Raw genomic sequence first — 17,707 nt, forward strand, 5'->3', positions numbered from 1 at the left:
CCGGGCTTTTTTTTTATCCTGCGACCACGACCGCTGACGCCGCCGCTTTGGCGCGCGCAACCGCTTCCTCAACGTTATCGGCTATCGCCAGCGTCACGCCCAGACGACGCGAACCGTCGATTTCCGGCTTGCCGAACAGACGCAGCTGCAGCCCCGCACCGACCGCGGCCTGAATGTTGCTGAAGGTGACGTTCTGGCTGGTTAGCTGCGGCAGGATCACCGCCGAGGCCGCCGGGCCGTACTGGCGAATCGCGCCAATCGGCAGGCCGAGGAAGGCGCGAACGTGCAGAGCGAATTCGGATAAGTCCTGTGAAATCAGCGTGACCATACCGGTGTCGTGCGGGCGCGGCGAGACTTCGCTAAAAATCACCTCGTCGCCGCAGACGAACAGTTCAACACCGAACAGGCCGTAGCCGCCCAGCGCCAGCACCACTTGACGGGCGATTTCCTGCGCGCGTTCCAGCGCCAGCGCGCTCATTTGCTGCGGCTGCCAGGATTCACGATAGTCGCCATCTTCCTGGCGATGACCGACCGGCGCGCAGAAGTGTACGCCGTCCGCGGCGCTGACGGTGAGAAGGGTAATCTCGAAATCAAAATTCACCACGCCTTCAACGATAACGCGTCCGGCCCCGGCGCGGCCGCCCTGCTGCGCATACTGCCAGGCGTCAGCCAGCTGTTCGCTGGAACGAATAAAGCTCTGGCCTTTACCCGATGAGCTCATTACCGGCTTGACGATGCACGGCAGGCCTATCCCGGCGACGGCTTCGCGGAAGGCGGGTTCGCTGTCGGCAAAACGGTAGGCGGAGGTCGGCAGCTTCAGCTCTTCAGCGGCCAGGCGGCGGATCCCTTCGCGATTCATGGTGAGCTTTGCCGCGCGCGCGGTGGGGACGACTTTCTGCCCGGCCTGCTCCAGCGCGACCAGTGTATCGGTGGCGATGGCCTCGATTTCCGGTACGATAAAGTCAGGCTTTTCCTGCTCAATCAGCGCCTGCAACGTTTCGCCGTGCAGCATATTGATGACGTGCGAACGGTGTGCGACCTGCATGGCCGGAGCGTCAGGGTAACGATCGACGGCGATGGTCTCAATTCCCAGGCGCTGGCATTCAATGGCCACTTCTTTACCCAGTTCGCCGGAACCTAACAGCATTACCTTTGTTGCCGCAGGGCGCAGCGCCGTACCTAATACAGTCATAACTCTCTTCCGCAGTAAAAAAACATGCGCCGCATTATAAACGAAAACGTTTGCGCATGTCTTTATGCGCGTCATTTGAGTTCGGGGAAGAAATTTGATATACTGTATAAAAATACAGTACTGAGAGGCTGCATCATGGCGGTTGAAATTAAATATGTAGTGATTCGCGAAGGTGAGGAAAAAATGTCTTTTGCCAGCAAAAAAGAGGCCGATGCTTATGACAAAATGCTCGATCTGGCGGAAGTACTGAACGACTGGCTGGTTGAATGTCCGCTAACGCTCGAGGAAGAGCAGCGCGATAGCATGGCGATGTGGCTGGCCGAACGTAAAGACACCCTCAACCATATTTTGCGCTCCGGTAAGCTGCCGGAGGCCGAGGGCACCGCCGAGGCGCCAGCCGATCGCGCAGAAGCAGAAGAGGGCGACAAGACCGACGACGTCGTCGAATCTGAAGCCCCGGCCCCGGCGAAGCCGCGCAAAGCGAAAGCGGCCTGAGTTACGCTGCCGCCGCCAGCGCTTCTGGCGGCAGGCTCCCGCGCTTCCCGGCGCGACATTTGCTCATCTTTAGCTGCCGATAACGTTTCCTGACGTCGCGTCGTTTAGGCTGGTGGTATCGCTTATCGCGCAACGAGGAAATGTATGGCTAACTGGCTTAATCAACTGCAGTCTCTGCTGGGTCAGCAGGGGCGGTCTTCTTCATCTGACGAACAATCAAGCGGCAAAAATTTACTCCTGCCGGGCGCGCTCGGCGGGCTGGCCGGGCTGCTGGTCGCCAGCAAATCATCGCGCAAGCTGTTAGCCAAATACGGCACCGGTGCGCTGCTGGTCGGCGGCGGCGCGGTTGCGGGTAGCGTTTTGTGGAATAAATATCAGCAGAAGATGCGCGCCAGCGCGCAGCAGGCATCGGGTGATGTCGCGCCCGCACAGGCGCCATCTCCCGCACCAGCCGAACTCGACGCCCGCAGCGAACGGCTGATTATGGCGCTGGTCTTCGCCGCCAAAAGCGATGGACATATTGACGAACGCGAGCGGGCAAATATCGAAGAGCAGCTGCGTGCGGCAAACGTCGACGTCCAGGGCCGGGTGTTAATTGACCGGGCGCTGGCGCAGCCCCTCGACCCGCAGAGCCTGGCGCAGGGCATCAGCAGCGAGCAAGAGGCGCTTGAAGTTTACTATATCAGCTGCGCGGTCATTGATATTGACCACTTTATGGAACGCAGCTATCTGAACGCCCTCGGCGAAGCGCTGAAGCTCCCGCAGGAAGTGCGTGAAGATATCGAGCGGGATATTCAGGCGCAAAAACAGTCCGTAACGCTCTAAATCCGCACGTTTCGCTTGCATCGCTGGCGACTTTTGCCACCCTTATATATTGTGTAGTCACGTCACCCTTCAGGCTGCTTTGAAGCAGCCTGAAAATTTTAGTACTCAATACAAGCCGCAGAAGAATAAGCAGATGCCACCAAAAGCGAAACGGATCCCCCATGCCATGACATTACATGGCGACACGCGAATCGATAATTACTACTGGCTGCGCGATGACGATCGCTCGCAGGCGGAAGTGCTGGATTATCTGCGCCAGGAAAATGAGTACGGCAAAAAAGTGATGTCTTCGCAAAGTAGCCTGCAGGACAGGGTACTCAAGGAGATTATCGACCGTATTCCGCAGCGCGAAGTATCAGCCCCCTACAGCAAAAATGGCTATCGCTACCGTCAGGTCTACGAGCCGGGCTGCGAGTACGCGATTTATCAACGCCAGCCGGTAGTCAAAGAGGAGTGGGATGAATGGGACGTCCTGCTTGACGGCAACCAGCGTGCGGCCGGCAGCGAATTCTATACCCTCGGCGGATTAGGCGTTTCGCCCGACAACAGCCTGATGGCGGTGGCGGAAGACTATCTCTCCCGACGCCAGTATAGCCTGCGCTTCTTTTCCTTAAACGACGACCGGCAATTTGCGGAAGTGCTGGAGAACGTCTCGCCTGATTTTGCCTGGAGTAACGATTCGCAGACCCTGTGGTACGTGCGTAAACATCCCACCACGCTGCTGCCGTATCAGGTCTGGCGCCACCGTCTGGGGACGCCAGCCAGTGCGGATGTTCTGGTGTATGAAGAGCAGGACGACACTTTTTACGTCAGCGTGCACAAGACGACTTCCCAGCAGTTTGTGGTGATCTATCTGGCCAGCGCGACCACCAGCGAAGTGCTGCTGCTCAATGCGGAAATGACCGACGCCGAGCCGGTCTGTTTTCTACCGCGGCGTAAAGATCATGAATATAGCCTCGATCACTATCAGCACGCTTTCTATCTGCGCTCTAACCGTGAGGGTAAGAACTTCGGCCTTTATCGTACCACCCTGCGCGATGAGCAGCAGTGGGAGACCCTGATCGCGCCGCGTCACGAAGTCATGCTGGAAGGATTTACCCTGTTTACCGACTGGCTGGTTGTGGAAGAGCGCCAGCGCGGGCTGACCAGCCTGCGTCAGATCAATCGTAAGACAAGAGAGTCCCAGGGCATTGCCTTTGACGATCCGGCCTATGTGACCTGGCTTGCCTATAATCCGGAGCCGGAAACCGCCCGCCTGCGCTACGGCTACTCCTCTATGACGACGCCGGATACGCTGTTTGAGCTGGATATGAATACCGGCGAGCGGCGGGTGCTGAAACAGCAGGAAGTCAAAGGGTTCGATGCCAGCCACTACCGCAGCGAGCATCTGTGGATCAACGCCCGCGACGGCGTGGAAGTCCCGGTCTCGCTGGTCTACCGTCATGAACATTTCCGCAAGGGCGCCAGCCCTCTGTTGGTGTACGGCTACGGCTCCTATGGCGCAAGCATGGACGCGGATTTCAGCGCCAGCCGCCTGAGCCTGCTCGACCGCGGTTTTGTGTTCGCTATCGCCCATATTCGCGGCGGCGGCGAGCTGGGCCAGCAGTGGTACGAAGACGGTAAGTTTTTGTGCAAGAAAAATACCTTCAACGATTATCTCGACGTCTGCGATGCGCTGCTGGCGCATGGCTATGGCGATCCGCGCTTTTGCTACGGCATGGGCGGCAGCGCCGGCGGCATGCTGATGGGCGTCGCGGTGAACCAGCGGCCGGAGCTCTTCCACGGCGTGGTAGCCCAGGTTCCCTTTGTCGATGTCCTCACCACCATGCTCGATGAGTCGATTCCGCTGACCACCGGCGAGTTCGAAGAGTGGGGGAATCCCCAGGATGAAGCCTACTACCGCTATATGAAAAGCTACAGCCCGTATGACGGCGTGCAGGCTCAGGCGTATCCGCATCTGCTGGTTACCACGGGCCTGCATGACTCGCAGGTACAATACTGGGAGCCGGCAAAATGGGTAGCAAAACTGCGCGAGCTGAAAACCGACGATAACCTGCTGCTGCTGTGTACCGATATGGATTCCGGCCACGGCGGTAAATCCGGCCGCTTCAAAAGCTATGAAGGCGTGGCGCTGGAGTATGCGTTTCTGATTGGCTTGGCGCAGGGGACGCTGCCGGGCCAGGCGGAGGTATAGCGCCGGTTACTCCCCGAGATAGTGCTTCAGCGTCAGGCGCAGCTCGGGGCTCATGCGATCCAGGTTATTAAACAGCCAGCGTAAATAGCCAGGATCGTTTTCCGCCACTTCCGAGACCGGCTTGCCGCGGTATTTGCCAAAGGTAAAGGTGGAGAGCAGCGCCGGGCGGCCGGTAATGGTCGCCATCTCCTCAGGCGTCCAGCCGGAGGTGTTGATGATATCGAGCAGCAGGGCCGCGGTGATATAGCAATCGTACAGCGCCCGGTGATGATGCAGTCCCGGTGGCGTCGCAACGCTGAGCTTGCGCGATTTATACAGCCCCATATTGCTGTACTTGATGCCTGGCCACAGGCGGCGCGCCAGCTTCATCGTGCAGATCCACTCGCCCTGCATTTCCGGCAACACCCGGCGGTCAAAGCTGGCATTATGGGCGACATACCACGGACTGCCCATATACAGCGGCACAATCTCCTCGATCCACGGCTTATCGGCGACCATCTCTTCGGTGATATGGTGAATCGCCATCGCCTGCGGGCTGATAGGCCGGTCGGGGCGAACCAGGTGGCTCATGGGATTGGTGATGTGTCCGTCGATAATATCTACCGAGGCGATTTCAACAATGCCTCCCTGCAATCCGCAGGTTTCTGTATCGATTACGCGCAGCATGGCTCGCTCCAGGCCAAAGAAACCAGCGTAATAGAATGCGCGGGTCTTGCCAACGTGGATGTCCTCAGGGGACGGGAATTATTTCTGTTTCGGTTCATAGGGCAGGCGAGAGAGCGAAACGGAGGCCAGTCGATGGGCAATCAGACGTTCGCGAAACCAGCCGCGCAGATGCTCGGGCTGTTCTCTTTCGACTAAATCAGCCACCACCGGCATATTGTAGCGTTCTTTAAACGCGACGCCCGCCGCGGCGAGATCGACATTCACTTTGTCCATCTCCTCCTGGGATAGTTTAGCCAGGTTCTTTTCCATCGGTTTCTCCTCTGATAATGCCGCAAAAAGTACTAAGCACGCGGCAAAAAGGCAAGTCTCAGACGCTTAGCTCGACTGCGTCATTATACAGGGTTATCCTCTGTGCTACATACATAACAAAAAGGAATGACAACGATGCCAATCATCGCCGGGCGCGCGCTGCGTCTGTCTCTGTTTCTCGCCGGTTGCCTGACCGCAGCAGGCGCATCGGCCCACGCCCATCTACAACAACAGCTTCCGGCGGCCAATACCGTGGTGAACGCTTCACCGCAGGCGCTGACCCTGAACTTCTCCGAGGGCATCGAAACGCAGTTTAGCGGCGTAACCCTCACCGGGCCGCAGCAGAAGACCATCACCCTCGGTAAACCCGTCCGCAGCGACAGCAATAAGGTTCAGCTGACGGTACCGGTTGAGCAGGCGTTGACGCCGGGCGAATATACCGTTAACTGGCACGTGGTCTCCGTAGATGGCCACAAGACGAAAGGGCAATACACCTTTACCGTGAAGTAAGCCGATGCTGAGTGGAGTCTATGTCAGTTTACGCTTTATCCATTTCATTTCGCTGATCGTCGCTTTCGGCTGCGTCCTCTACGGCGCATGGTGGGCGCCGGTGGCCTTACGTCGTCTGATGATGCAGCGCTTCTATCCGCTGATGCGCTATTTATTATCAGCAAGCGCGCTGTCGGCGCTGCTGATGCTGATGGCGCAGGGCGGCTTGATGGGCAACGGCTGGCCGGACGTCTGGCAGCCGGCTATCTGGCAGGCGGTGGCCGGGACGCAGTTTGGCGGCGTGTGGGTATGGCAAATTTTACTCGCCTTTGTGGCGCTGGCGGTGGTCTGGCTGAAGCCCCGGCGACCGGGACGTTTGCTGCTGGTGCTGTTTTGCGCTCAGCTGCTGCTGCTGGCCGGCGTCGGGCATGCCGCAATGAACGATGGCTGGCTGGGGATAGTGCAGCGAACCAACCATGCGCTTCATCTGTTTTGCGTGGCCAGCTGGTTTGGCGGTCTGCTGCCGTTTATCTACTGTCTTCGCCTGGCGCACGGTCGTTGGCGGCAGGCGGCCATCTGCACCATGATGCGTTTTTCGCGCTATGGGCATCTGGCGGTTGCCGGCGCCATCGCCAGCGGCGTGGTAAATGCGCTGCTGATCCAGGGCGGACTTATCAGCGCCTCGCCCTGGGGGCGTATGCTGTTGTTCAAATGTGCGCTGGTGGCGGCAATGGTGGCAATTGCGCTGGTGAACCGGTATGTTCTGGTGCCACGCATGTCGGCAGGCGGAACGCGAGCGGAGCAGCTCATCGTGCGCAGCACGCAGATAGAAATTGCGCTGGGGGCGCTGGCGCTGTTTGCCGTCAGCCTGTTTGCCACCTGGGAACCTTTCTGAATAAACTGGTTAAATCATGAAAAAAATCGTTCTGACAATGTTGTTACTGGCAAGTTCTGGCGCTGCGCTGGCGGCACCGCAGGTGATTACCGTAAGCCGCTTTGAGGTGGGTAAGGAGAGCTGGGCGTTTAACCGTGAAGAGGTGATGCTGACCTGCCGTCCGGGCAACGCGCTGTTCGCCATCAATCCCAGTACCCTGGTGCAGTACCCGCTAAACGACATCGCCGAACAGCAGATGAAGGACGGTAAAACCAACGCGCAGCCGATTTCTGTGATCCAGATTGACGATCCGCAGCAGCCGGGACAAAAAATGAGCCTGGCACCCTTTATTGAGCGCGCGCAGAAGCTCTGCTGATCGCCGCCTGCATCCCGCTGTATTTACATGAAAAAAACCGCCATCCCCCGATACCGGGCGTGGCGGTTTTTTGTTGGCATCAGCAATTTTGATACGAATTATTCGTCCACTTTTGTCGCGGACTGGAAAACCTGACACGGTAAACTATTCTTATAAGGCAAGGCGACTTAGCCTGCATTAATGCCAACTTTTAGCGCACGGCTCTCTCCCAAGAGCCATTTCCCTGGACCGAATACAGGAATCGTGTTCGGTCTCTTTTTATCTGTTTTTCACAAACCGCAGATTCCATTGCAAAACCCCAGTCGCTTTTTTCGGGGCCTTTTTCTTATACCACAACAATAATTTCCTAAACATTTCTTTTACAAAAAATCGCCTGCTAACGTTTTAGTAGCTCACGGTCACCAGTACGGTATCGCTGTAGGTTCCCGCAGGCTGGTTGCTCTGGGTCGGGTTAATCTTGAGGGTGTAGTTCGCGGACTGCGCGGCGCCGGAGCCGGTTACGCTGAGATTGTTGCTTTCCGTCCAGGCGCTGCCGTTGGGCTGGTAAAACTGATACTGCAGCCAGGCGGTTGGTTGGTTCGCAATGGGCTGGCTCATCTGCCGCCAGTCGCCGACGCTGGCGTTAGTGCTGGTGAGGTTGACGGTGTAGGCCGCGTTTTTAGTGCAGCGGATGGCAAGCTGGCCGCTGTAGTGGCTAAAACCGGACGGAAGGGCGGCAGAGGCAAATTCGACGTCCGGCGCGCTGTCGATATAGCAAACATTGGTCACCTTCACCGACACGTTGACCGTAGAGGTCAGGGTTCCGTTATTCGGAATACATATCTTAATGCCCAGCAGATCGAGCCCGACGTAGCAGAATCGGTACACCCAGGTGATGGTTAACACATCGGTATAGGTACCGGCGGGGACGTTGGCTCCCGGTGTGGTTCTGAAGTAGAGCGGCATGGTGCCATCGCTTGAGTTAAATAAACCCAGCAGTTCGAGCAGCGTTGTTCTCGACCAGCTAATCACGCTGCCGTCCTGATAGGCCGGCGAGCACGAGGCGTCAGAACAGACGCTATAAGGGATGGCGTCGCCCGCGCCATTAAGCAGCCGCGGAACGCCGTTGCTCTTGTTGGCCGACGCCAGAGTGGCGCTTAACGTATTGGTTGAGTTCAGCGCCACCAGCTCCGGGGTGCAGTAAAACCCCGCGCCGGCCATCACGCCCTGAGGCGCGCTGTTGAGCGCAAAGGAATCGACCGGGCCGATCGCTGGCGCACTGGTTTTGATGCTGCAGGCGGCCAGCGCGGTGCTGGCTTGCCCGAGCGCTAAGAGCATCGCGAATACGAGAATAATACTTTTCAACGTTATCTCCGCTGTTAAGAGGGGCAGCTAACCGGACCTATCCGCTGCGGAACCGGCGTTGAGGACGGAAGTTCGAACTGGACGCTGCATCGAAGCTCTCCGGCGTTTATTTTGACTTCGTTGTGGCGTCCAAGGTGCGAGAACCAGACCACGCCGTCATAGCCCACCAGGCCGCGCTGCTTGCTGTTAACCTCCTCGACCGGCGTACCGACCGGCAGCGGTTGCCCCCTGGCATCGACGAAGACGAGGGTTGCCGAGCGCACGCGGTTCACCGGGAAATCGACCAGCGCGCCGCTGCCTTCGCGCACGGCCATGCGTTTCTCCACCGTGACGGCTTCGGTGTCCGTTGGCAGCGGTAGCGTATCGAGGGTGACTTTCCCCGGATACCACGCCGTCGCCCACGGGATCAGCAGATGACCATTTTTATCGGTCACGCCGACTTTGCGATTTTCATAATTCACCGCAATATTCGGGTAGTTGCCGGTGGAGACGACGATAAAGGCGTCGTTAATTTGCCGGGCGAAAAACAGACTGTTATCCATCAGCACCACCGAGCCCGCGGCCTCAAACCAGCTGTGACGATCGTCGCGCGACCCGTAGTAGCCTCCGCTCAGCGTTGACACGCGGTTGATCCAGGTCAGATCCGCCTGACTATAGTTATCGCCGCCGATCGAATGGGCGAGGTTCCAGCCCAGCCCGCCTTCTGCCGGAGCAGAGCGGCTGACGCTGATATTTTCTCCCCATTGTCCGGCGCTGGCGCGCTGGCCGCTTAGCTGGACAGAGGTTTGCGAATCGAAAGGGATGATGACCTGCAGCATGCTGGCGTAGCTACCTTCCTGCAGATCGCGGTTGACGCTCAGGCTGAGGCTGCTGCTGAGCCACAGGCCGCGGCTCCAGGAGAGGTTCAGCAGCCGGGTGCGCGAATTATCCTCGGCTTTGATATCAAAGTAGCCAATGCTAAAAGAACCGAGGGTTCGTCCCCACGGACTCAGGCTCAGCGTGGCCTGGTCTGACTGACGGCTGAGCGTGGCGGTAGACCCATAGGTGCTGAGGTTGTCGTAGCCGGCGCTGCGGCGGATATGTTGATAGCTCACTCCCCAGCTACTGCCATAGTAAGAGTAACCCGAGGTGAACTGGTTTCCGTCTCCCTCGCCACGGCTGGCGCTGCCCGACAGGCTGAGGGTGCCCAGATTCCCCACGCCGATATCGCTGCCAATGCCGGCATTGGTTAACCCTTCGCGGTCTTCAGTATGCGTCGAAAGCGTGAGCCAGTTGTTGAATCCGTAGCGATAAATAGCGCTTACCGCGCCGGCGCCATAATCGGCACTCCTGATACCGTAGTTGTTGCGCAGGGCGCCGAGGGTGAAATCAAAATCGCTCAGTCCTTCCCGCAGCAGGGTATTGGAGACATAAAAAGGGATGCTGGTGGAGACCTGGCGACCCAGAGCGTCGGTGGTCACCACGGTAGCTTCGCCGGCGCCGCTGATCCAGGGAACGTTGGTCAGCGTATAGGGGCCGCCATTGATTTGCGCAGAGCTGCTCTTATAGCCGTTAATAAACAGATCGACGCTTGAAGGAACCGCCGCGCTGCCGGATAAGTTAAGCAGCGGATATGTCACCAGATCCGGGCGAACGCTGAAGTTGCGGCTCAGGCGTAGCCCCCCCATGCGCACGGAACTGCTCCACGTCAGGGCGTTACTGACCACGTCCCCGGCCTGGTAGCTAATCATTTGGTCGCTATCGCTGTACTTCCACAGGGTGTCGTAGCGCATATAGCCCTGCTGCTCGTAGCCCGTCGAAGACCAGTTTTGCCGAATCACGGCGTTATTGGAAAGGACCCCCGGCGGGCCGAAAAGGCGCGTTTCGGTGAAGGTGCTGGTGGTTTGCGAACCGCCGGATGAAAAGAGGCTGTAAGCGTCGTAGTTAAATAAAATTCCCGGGCTGCTTATCGCGGTCTGGCCAGGTTGTTCCGTGATCCCCCCGATGTGCTGCTCGGGGAGCCATTTGTCCGGAACCTGGAGCTTGAGGATCTGACCCGGCTGGTCATATTCCACTTTCACCGAGGGGAGCGTCGTCACATCAACCAGCGCGTCGCCGGTTTGCAGGGGAATATGCGCTTGCTGCAACACGCTGGCCGCGATCCAGTAGTGGCCAGCGTTGACCTTTACCGGAACGGCGCCGGCCAGAATATTGCCGTTGACCGATACGCTGAGGTACAGCTCGTACTCCTGCTTTTCGCCGTAGGATGCTGCAGGCGCAGGCAGGGAATCATAGGTCGCGGCGCAGGCCGTTACCGACGCTATCGCCAGCAGCCCCCCGGACGCCGTCCTTCTCAGATCTCTCATTTTTAACGATTCGCCGGAATTTCCACCGCCTGACCGTTATCCGTTAATTTCGCGAACAGATGCATTCCTGACGGCACGGAAGCGTTTCCGGCGCTCGGGAAACAGCTCTTTTTCTGCGCCAGAACGTAGCCGAGAAGACCATTAGCCTGGGGAATGCGCCCCTTGCCGCTCGCGTTCGCCCAGTAAACCGCGCTGAGGCGCGCGTGCTGATTGCCTCTGTTATCGATGCACAGCGTCTGGCGGTTATTTTGCTGCGAGAGCGACCAGCGCAGCGTGGCCCTTACCGGTTCGACTGAACCCGCGTTCTATAGCGGCATGACGCCCTGCCCATAGGTAAACAGCGGCAGGACATAGCGCATGCGCATTTTCAGCCCGGCGGCGTTCTGTTCCGTCTGCGCCGCGGGTTGCGCGGCAGGGATCTCATCGATAACAATGCGGTAGGACTGCTCTTTGCCGTTTGCGATGGGGGCGACGCGCATGAGCCGCACAAGCTGGCGCTGCCCCGGCGCTACCGTGGTAAAAGGCGGGCTGGCGACAACATCCCGCTGATCGGCGTAGACGTCCGCTGACGCTTTTTGATCCCAGGCAAACACGCGCAGCTGCAAATTAACCGGCGCGCTGCCGCGATTCTCCAGCCACAGTTCGGACCCTGTTTCGTGGCTTTCGATCGTTTGAAATATCGGCCATACCAGAACGGAGCTGGCGGCCAGTACGGATGAGGGAAGCAATAAAGCGAATATAAACGGCGCAAATCTACAGCGAATCATAGTTAACCTGTGAATTATCTAATAGGTCAGCGTGACGGTGACCGTGTCGGTATAGGAGCCCACCGCCGGGAAGCCATTCGTGGCAAAAAGGCGGCCATAAACCGTGTAGGTTTGCGTGGTGCTCGGAAAGGATGCGACGCTCAGGGCCAGCGTACTGCTGCCCCAAACGTTAGCGCGGTTGGCGTCCTGATAGAGCTGGTACGCCAGCGTGCTGCTGTTGCCGTTCGACATGTAGCGCTGAGTGGCTGAGCCGCCGTTGACGCCATAGTCGAGGGCGATTGAAATAGCGGTGCCGGGCGTGCAGGTCACGATGATGGAACCTGCGCCGGCGGTACTCGCGACATCCACGTTGCTGTAAAGCGAAGACAGGGTGCCAAAATTCAGCGTGCCGAAGTCCGTCGTTTGGGAGCCGTCCCCGGCGCCCAGCGCGCAGCCTGCGGTTATCTGCGCGGAGACTTTGAATGTCTTTTGGGCAACGGCGGCATGGGCGCCCGAGGTAAAAAGCAGAAGTAATGTAAGCCACTCTGGTCGAAGCATGACGCCCATTTTCCTTATGCGGTTACCAGGCTAAGGTCGCGGTGACAATGTCGTCATACACATCGGCTGTCGGCGCGTTGACGCTCTGGTCTTCGGGGCGAATGCGGGCAAAAACAGGAATCGCCTGTGGATTCCCTGTGCCAACGATAGGTATCGTGCCGCCAGGCAGGATTTCGTTATTGCGGGCGGCATCCGAATAGAGCCGATAGGCAATCTGCTGGGTGCCAGCGGCGTTTTTCATATAGCGCAGGGCAGCATCGCCAGACTGACCGCCGTCAAGCGTCAGGGTCGAGGCAAGATCCTCGGTGCAGGTCACGGTTAGGGCGCTTCCGCCGCCGCTGCCGGTGATCTCCGCATCAATGGAGTTGGCTAAATCGCCATAGGAGCCGAAATTAATGTTGCCCCAGCGGTTGTTTTCGCCATTGCGGACATTCGATACGCTGCATCCGCTGCCGAGCGTCACCTGGACGCCAATCTGGCCGCTTAAGGTTCCCGCTGCAGAAGCCGGTTGAAGAATGACTATGGCGCTCAGTAAGCCGCCCAGGAGACTGCGCGAGATCGTTGTGACGTTCATAGAGAACCTCTTAGTGGAAAGCCGCTGAAGAAAAACAACAATGTAGCGATAGACGTTGGTCACCGATTAAGTGCCGCGGTTTTGTTGGTTAACGTATAACTACTCCTGCAAGATATGTGTAATTTTGTATTTATGGCTGGTTATGTATTTTTTATTGGATTGTTGTTCTGTATTTATGCCTTTTATGTGGATGCAAACTCTTTTTGTTAATTAATTGTTGGTGTTATGTTTTTTAATTGTGTTTTGAAGGGGCGTGAAAATAGGGCGATTTTTTCTTAAATCACTATCTGGCGCAAAGTTTGCAACAAAAAACCTGGACAAAAAGGCGGGTATAGACACTGGAGGCGCCGTTGAGCAAGGGCGAGGAGAAAACACCTGCACAAAATCAGGCCCATAGTGCAGGTGAACTTTACGGGCCAACATCGGAAGTGACCCAGTATACACATTTGTATGACAAATTAAATAATAGATAAGAGACAGTTTTTCACTTTTTTGGCGGTTATTCTTCTGACCGCGCTATGGGTTATTGTCAGGGAGGCGAAGGGGGCCAACGGCGGCGTGAAAATAATGGGCAACGATTTATTCTGGCGCCACAAAAGAGGGATACAGCCATGTTTCCAGAAAGCTCACCAGAAACCATATTTGTCCGCTAAAAATAAACCACAGAGCAGCGGTCAAAATAATCAACAGGATAGCCAGCAGGAGTAATTCTGTTTTGCTCATAACTTCTCTAGCCGTCCGCAAGGAGTACAACGAAGTTATGATAGTAACTAAAGCGCCGTTGAAGATGCAAACGCCGTTGTGCTAAACGGCGTTGGCGAAGCGGCGGGAGAGCTAATCCATGAGTATCGCCATCTGAGCGGCCATATCATCCAGCAGCTGGAAGCGGCGACGATATTCGGCGCGTTTCTTACTGGCGATGCTCTCAAGCGTCTTTCTTTCCAGCTGCAGCGGCAGACGCCAGCGCCAGGCGCCGTCGGCGACCCCATCGATAGAGTGCCAGAACTCATTATAGCTGGCGTGAAAATGGCGCCCTTTGCTCAACCGATAGCGCAGCGCGCGGAAGACGTGGCCGCTGTCGCTGACCCCGTAAATGTGATGAATGTTGCAACGCGCCGCCATTAACCAGATAAATTCCATCAGCAGGCGTTTCGGGAACAGGCCGTAACAGGCGCGGGTCGCCCGTTTAATCACTTCGTGCGGAACGGTGCTGCGCGGCCCCTGCAGGCCGCCGATAGTCAATTGCCATTGCTCCTGCTGGCGGGTGACGCTAAAGGTCGCGCTGGCAAGCACAATCTCATCGCTATCACGCAGCCACAGCGTCGTTTCGCCCTCGCGTTCGGCTTTGCCCGCCGAGGAAGCGGAGAGCGTAAACCGGCTGTCGTCTTTGCCTTTCAGCTCAAGCAGCGGCACATCTTTCGCGGCGGTCATGGCCCCGGCGAGGCGCGAGGCGCCCAGGGAATCAACGAACTGATAGTGGCTGATAATGGCCTGAGCGCGCTGGCTGGCGTTTAACCCGCGGGTTAAATACTGGCGATGGACTTTACCCGGCAGCGTCACCTGAGCGGCGAGCAGCTGATTGAAATCCGCACGCGCCGACAGGTTCTCCAGCATGCTGCGCGTTGGCGCATAAAATAATGCCGTGCGCAGTAAAAACTTAAGCCGGTAATGCCGTTGTTGCCAGATGGGGGCGGGGGTGATCCGGCCCATCACCAGATCGGCAATGAGATTTGGGCGTCGCTCAACTACGCTTGCTGAATGCAGGCTGTTATCCGTCACGATGAATACCTCGGTGTTATTTAGCCTCTATTCTATGGATATATCGTGGGGAGCTTAATGCCCGGCCAGACTATATTTGGCTTTCGTTTAAAATCGATTGAGGTGCCAATTTACGGGCGGTGAAGCCGCAGGGTTTTCCTATAATTATGCGAGGAGGACGAAATATGTATCAGCGTATTTACGGTTGCGACTGGCGTAATATCTGGCTGGTGGGTGACCTGCACGGCTGTTTCGCACGCCTGATGGCGGCCCTTCGTGAGCGCAAGTTTGACCCTTACCAGGATCTGCTCCTTTCGGTGGGCGATCTGATCGATCGTGGGCCACAAAGCGCGGAGTGTCTGGATTTACTGCGCTATCGCTGGGTTTACGCGGTGCGTGGAAACCATGAACAGATGGCGCTGGAGGCGCTTGCCGACGGCGATATGAGGCTCTGGGAGATGAACGGAGGCGACTGGTATACGCAGCGTGCGGCGAGCCAAAAGCAACGCCTTACGGCGCTCATTGCCCGCTGCCGCCGCCTGCCGCTGATTATTGAACTCCACAGCGGTGAGCAGGTGCACGTGATTGCCCACGCTGATTACCCCGCCGCGGTTTATCGCTGGCAGCGCGTTGTTGATGAGCAACAGGTGATGTGGCGTCGGCAGCGTCTTACCGACCACCTCGCCGGGCGTCACGGCGCGATTGCCGGCGCTGATCATTTCTGGTTCGGCCATACGCCGCTGAAACGACGCTACGACAGCGATAACCAGCACTATATCGATACGGGGGCCGTGTTTGGTGGAGAGCTAACCCTGGTGGCGCTACAGCTGGCAGACTAAAAATCGCTGTATTATCGGGCGGGAAGCCAGAAACTATCGATAAAATCTTCTACCGGAAAGCAGCCGCCGTGGCGTATCCGCTGATCGTCCATGGCCGTTGTGCACTGCCGCTCGTTATCGTAAACATCGACAACGATATCTTCACAGCCGCCGTCCAGGTAACAAATAAACAGCACTAAGGCAAACATCCGAGTCTCATATCCTGAAAAACATAGCGTTAAGTGTAGGAGATGACGGAGAAGCGGGGAAATAAATAACCCGTCTCAGGCGACGGGTTCAATTGAGTCAGGCGAGGCGCATGACCCAGGCATCGGACTGGCGATCGTAGTGCTTACGGTAGAGGACGGAATGTTCACCATCAAGTATGGCGGGTACGCTGGTGTCCGCGTCCCATGCATCAAGCTGCATGCATAAATCCGGATCGGATTTGCAGGGGATGCTTAACGTTCGCTCTCCCTGCTGTTCGCCGTGCAGTTCGGCGTCGTCTATCTCAAACGCGCCGATACGTACGTTAGTTTTGGCCATAAATTCACCCCGTTTGTCTGCTGAATTGTGGTACGACCAGTTAAGGCCGCCATTTTTCAGCGTAGACAACCGGGCGTAAAGCGCCAGTGAAAAAATGCTGTTTTTCGATGCGCCATCACGCTTTTTTGCTAAAAAGCTTACCGTCACGCACCAGTTCGCGGGGATAGCTATTTTTTAAACGCGACCCGACTTTTTTCGCCAGCCCGATCGGCGCGCCCTGATAGGTGACAATCGCATCATCCTTCTGCGGGAGCGTTTCAGGGTAGATATCGCGACCGCGATACCACGCTTCCGCTTCGGCCTCCGTCAGCGCCAGGGGAGCGGTCGGCGCGGCAAGCGCAATCACCGCTTCGTGCTGCCAGCGGTAGCCTTTGTTATGGGTTTCGGCGAGCCGGATGCCGATACGGGAAAAGCGCACTTTGCCGAATAACGCTTCGAGCGCCTGTGGGAATAACCAGATTTCTTTATCGCGCTGCCAGAGCGTATGGTCGGCGGTCCACTGCAAACCGACGGCGGCGGCGGCGGCAATCACGGCGGCGGATTCGCGGGTTTTAAGCGGCGTGAAGGGAAATTTCCCCACTTTATAACCCGGCGCCGGGAGCGGGTCGATGGCCGCAGTTTTACGTAAACGGGCGACGAAGAACCCTTCGCAGTCAAAAATCTGCGGGAAGACGTGCAGGAAGCCCTCCTCGGTGAGGGCTTCGCTGGCCTGCGGGAACAGTGAGCCGAGCGGCAAGACTTCTACCGCCTGCGGATAGCGCGCCAGCAGCCCGTTGACTACCTCTTCGTTTTCTTGCCGGTTCAGGGTACAGGTGGAGTAAACCAGCGTCCCGCCGGGGCGAAGGGCGTGAAACGCGCTGTCAATCAGCTCGCGCTGGGTCACCGCAATTTCCGCGTTGCTTTCCGGCGACCAGTTTTTCAGCGCATCGGGATCTTTACGTACTACCCCTTCGCCGGAGCAGGGGGCGTCGAGCAGGATCGCGTCAAAGCATTCCGGCAGCGCGGCGCCGAATACCCGACCATCGAAATGGGTCAGCGCCACGTTGCTGATTCCACAGCGGCTGATGTTGGCGTGCAGGACTTTAACCCGGCTGGCGGAATATTCATTGGCCAGAATGCCGCCTTCATTGCCCATGCGGGCGGCGATTTGCGTGGTTTTAGAACCCGGCGCGGCGGCGACGTCCATCACACGCTTCGGCATCTGGCCGTCGGCAAACAGCGCGGCGACCGGCAGCATGGAGCTGGCTTCCTGAATGTAAAACAGCCCGCTAAGGTGCTCGGCCGTGCTGCCCAGCGGCAGGTCGTCTTCATCTTCACGCTCGATCCAGAAACCCTCTTCGCACCACGGAACCGGCGTGAGCTGCCAGCGATAGGGGGCGACCAGCTGCAAAAAATCAGCCACCGTGATTTTCAGCGTATTGACGCGAATGCTTCGCCGCAGCGGGCGCTGGCAGGCGGCGATAAAGTCGTCAAAAGAGAGATGCGTCGGCATTGCCGCACGCATTTGAGCGAGGAATTCTTCAGGAAGATAGACAGCGTTTTGAGCCACGGGGAGCGCACCACAACGAAAAAAGGGGGCGTAGTTTACCATAAAGGCT

General features: G+C 57.5%; 20 protein-coding genes. 7 read left to right on the forward strand and 13 right to left on the reverse strand.

Annotated elements, in window-relative coordinates:
* Window positions 1-13 precede the first annotated feature (13 nt).
* Window positions 14-1,192 carry a formate-dependent phosphoribosylglycinamide formyltransferase gene (purT, locus tag HMPREF1144_RS04885; protein ID WP_004852102.1) on the reverse strand — a complete coding sequence of 393 codons (1,179 nt, stop codon included), beginning with the start codon at window positions 1,190-1,192 and terminating at the stop codon, window positions 14-16.
* 135 nt (window positions 1,193-1,327) lie between these two features.
* Here purT and HMPREF1144_RS04890 point away from each other — a divergent pair, with 135 nt between their 5' ends.
* The 3 genes from HMPREF1144_RS04890 to ptrB all read left to right on the forward strand — a co-directional run bounded on the left by HMPREF1144_RS04890 (window position 1,328) and on the right by ptrB (window position 4,706).
* Complete coding sequence (locus tag HMPREF1144_RS04890; RefSeq protein WP_009652029.1) at window positions 1,328-1,687, forward strand: YebG family protein; 360 nt, start codon at window positions 1,328-1,330, stop codon at window positions 1,685-1,687.
* Window positions 1,688-1,831: 144 nt separating this feature from the next.
* On the forward strand, window positions 1,832-2,512 hold the full coding sequence (locus tag HMPREF1144_RS04895) for a tellurite resistance TerB family protein (protein WP_009652017.1): 681 nt from the start codon (window positions 1,832-1,834) through the stop codon (window positions 2,510-2,512).
* A 133-nt stretch (window positions 2,513-2,645) separates the two neighbouring features.
* Complete coding sequence (gene ptrB / locus HMPREF1144_RS04900) at window positions 2,646-4,706, forward strand: oligopeptidase B (RefSeq protein ID WP_009652043.1); 2,061 nt, start codon at window positions 2,646-2,648, stop codon at window positions 4,704-4,706.
* A gap of 6 nt (window positions 4,707-4,712) precedes the next feature.
* Here ptrB and exoX read toward each other — a convergent pair whose 3' ends face one another.
* On the reverse strand, window positions 4,713-5,372 hold the full coding sequence (gene exoX, locus HMPREF1144_RS04905; protein ID WP_004852093.1) for an exodeoxyribonuclease X: 660 nt from the start codon (window positions 5,370-5,372) through the stop codon (window positions 4,713-4,715).
* 78 nt (window positions 5,373-5,450) lie between these two features.
* Complete coding sequence (locus tag HMPREF1144_RS04910) at window positions 5,451-5,681, reverse strand: DNA polymerase III subunit theta (RefSeq protein ID WP_004103351.1); 231 nt, start codon at window positions 5,679-5,681, stop codon at window positions 5,451-5,453.
* A gap of 135 nt (window positions 5,682-5,816) precedes the next feature.
* On the opposite strand from HMPREF1144_RS04910, the gene yobA reads away from it, so the two are divergent.
* Genes yobA through HMPREF1144_RS04925 form a run of 3 tightly spaced genes read left to right on the forward strand, consistent with a single transcriptional unit; the run spans window position 5,817 to window position 7,420 of the window.
* Window positions 5,817-6,191, forward strand: a complete 375-nt coding sequence (gene yobA, locus HMPREF1144_RS04915) for a CopC domain-containing protein YobA (RefSeq protein ID WP_004852090.1) — start codon at window positions 5,817-5,819, stop codon at window positions 6,189-6,191.
* A gap of 4 nt (window positions 6,192-6,195) precedes the next feature.
* Window positions 6,196-7,065 carry a copper homeostasis membrane protein CopD gene (copD, locus tag HMPREF1144_RS04920; protein WP_004852088.1) on the forward strand — a complete coding sequence of 290 codons (870 nt, stop codon included), beginning with the start codon at window positions 6,196-6,198 and terminating at the stop codon, window positions 7,063-7,065.
* 16 nt (window positions 7,066-7,081) lie between these two features.
* Complete coding sequence (locus tag HMPREF1144_RS04925) at window positions 7,082-7,420, forward strand: YebY family protein (RefSeq protein WP_004103344.1); 339 nt, start codon at window positions 7,082-7,084, stop codon at window positions 7,418-7,420.
* Window positions 7,421-7,804: 384 nt separating this feature from the next.
* Here HMPREF1144_RS04925 and HMPREF1144_RS04930 read toward each other — a convergent pair whose 3' ends face one another.
* From HMPREF1144_RS04930 to HMPREF1144_RS04955, 7 genes are all read right to left on the reverse strand, one after another.
* Window positions 7,805-8,764: a spore coat protein U domain-containing protein gene (locus HMPREF1144_RS04930; RefSeq protein WP_009652026.1), complete on the reverse strand. Its 960-nt coding sequence runs from the start codon at window positions 8,762-8,764 to the stop codon at window positions 7,805-7,807.
* 14 nt (window positions 8,765-8,778) lie between these two features.
* Entirely contained in the window at window positions 8,779-11,109 is a 2,331-nt protein-coding gene (locus HMPREF1144_RS04935; RefSeq protein WP_009652022.1) for a fimbria/pilus outer membrane usher protein, read from the reverse strand.
* A gap of 305 nt (window positions 11,110-11,414) precedes the next feature.
* On the reverse strand, window positions 11,415-11,876 hold the full coding sequence (locus HMPREF1144_RS33470; protein ID WP_009651980.1) for a molecular chaperone: 462 nt from the start codon (window positions 11,874-11,876) through the stop codon (window positions 11,415-11,417).
* 18 nt (window positions 11,877-11,894) lie between these two features.
* A complete protein-coding gene (locus tag HMPREF1144_RS04945) occupies window positions 11,895-12,413 on the reverse strand; it encodes a spore coat U domain-containing protein (protein WP_004852079.1) in 519 nt (172 codons plus the stop codon).
* 22 nt (window positions 12,414-12,435) lie between these two features.
* Window positions 12,436-12,987 carry a spore coat U domain-containing protein gene (locus tag HMPREF1144_RS04950; RefSeq protein WP_009651998.1) on the reverse strand — a complete coding sequence of 184 codons (552 nt, stop codon included), beginning with the start codon at window positions 12,985-12,987 and terminating at the stop codon, window positions 12,436-12,438.
* A gap of 579 nt (window positions 12,988-13,566) precedes the next feature.
* The gene (locus HMPREF1144_RS32855) at window positions 13,567-13,710 is read right to left on the reverse strand and encodes an Ecr family regulatory small membrane protein (protein ID WP_009651986.1); all 144 of its coding nucleotides are present in this window, start codon (window positions 13,708-13,710) and stop codon (window positions 13,567-13,569) included.
* Between the two features lie 111 nt (window positions 13,711-13,821).
* Window positions 13,822-14,766 carry a VirK/YbjX family protein gene (locus HMPREF1144_RS04955; RefSeq protein ID WP_009651984.1) on the reverse strand — a complete coding sequence of 315 codons (945 nt, stop codon included), beginning with the start codon at window positions 14,764-14,766 and terminating at the stop codon, window positions 13,822-13,824.
* 164 nt (window positions 14,767-14,930) lie between these two features.
* Here HMPREF1144_RS04955 and pphA point away from each other — a divergent pair, with 164 nt between their 5' ends.
* Window positions 14,931-15,584 (forward strand): protein-serine/threonine phosphatase, encoded by a 654-nt coding sequence (gene pphA, locus HMPREF1144_RS04960; RefSeq protein ID WP_009652051.1) that lies wholly within the window; start codon window positions 14,931-14,933, stop codon window positions 15,582-15,584.
* Window positions 15,585-15,595: 11 nt separating this feature from the next.
* On the opposite strand, the gene HMPREF1144_RS31035 is transcribed toward pphA, so the two are convergent.
* From HMPREF1144_RS31035 to rsmF, 3 genes are all read right to left on the reverse strand, one after another.
* Entirely contained in the window at window positions 15,596-15,772 is a 177-nt protein-coding gene (locus HMPREF1144_RS31035) for a YebW family protein (protein ID WP_009651991.1), read from the reverse strand.
* A gap of 97 nt (window positions 15,773-15,869) precedes the next feature.
* Window positions 15,870-16,109, reverse strand: a complete 240-nt coding sequence (locus HMPREF1144_RS04965; protein ID WP_004852069.1) for a YebV family protein — start codon at window positions 16,107-16,109, stop codon at window positions 15,870-15,872.
* Window positions 16,110-16,224: 115 nt separating this feature from the next.
* Window positions 16,225-17,658 (reverse strand): 16S rRNA (cytosine(1407)-C(5))-methyltransferase RsmF, encoded by a 1,434-nt coding sequence (gene rsmF, locus HMPREF1144_RS04970; RefSeq protein WP_071532241.1) that lies wholly within the window; start codon window positions 17,656-17,658, stop codon window positions 16,225-16,227.
* Window positions 17,659-17,707 lie beyond the last annotated feature (49 nt).

This window comes from Klebsiella sp. OBRC7 (assembly GCF_000293135.1).
Classification (GTDB): Bacteria; Pseudomonadota; Gammaproteobacteria; order Enterobacterales; family Enterobacteriaceae; genus Klebsiella; species Klebsiella michiganensis.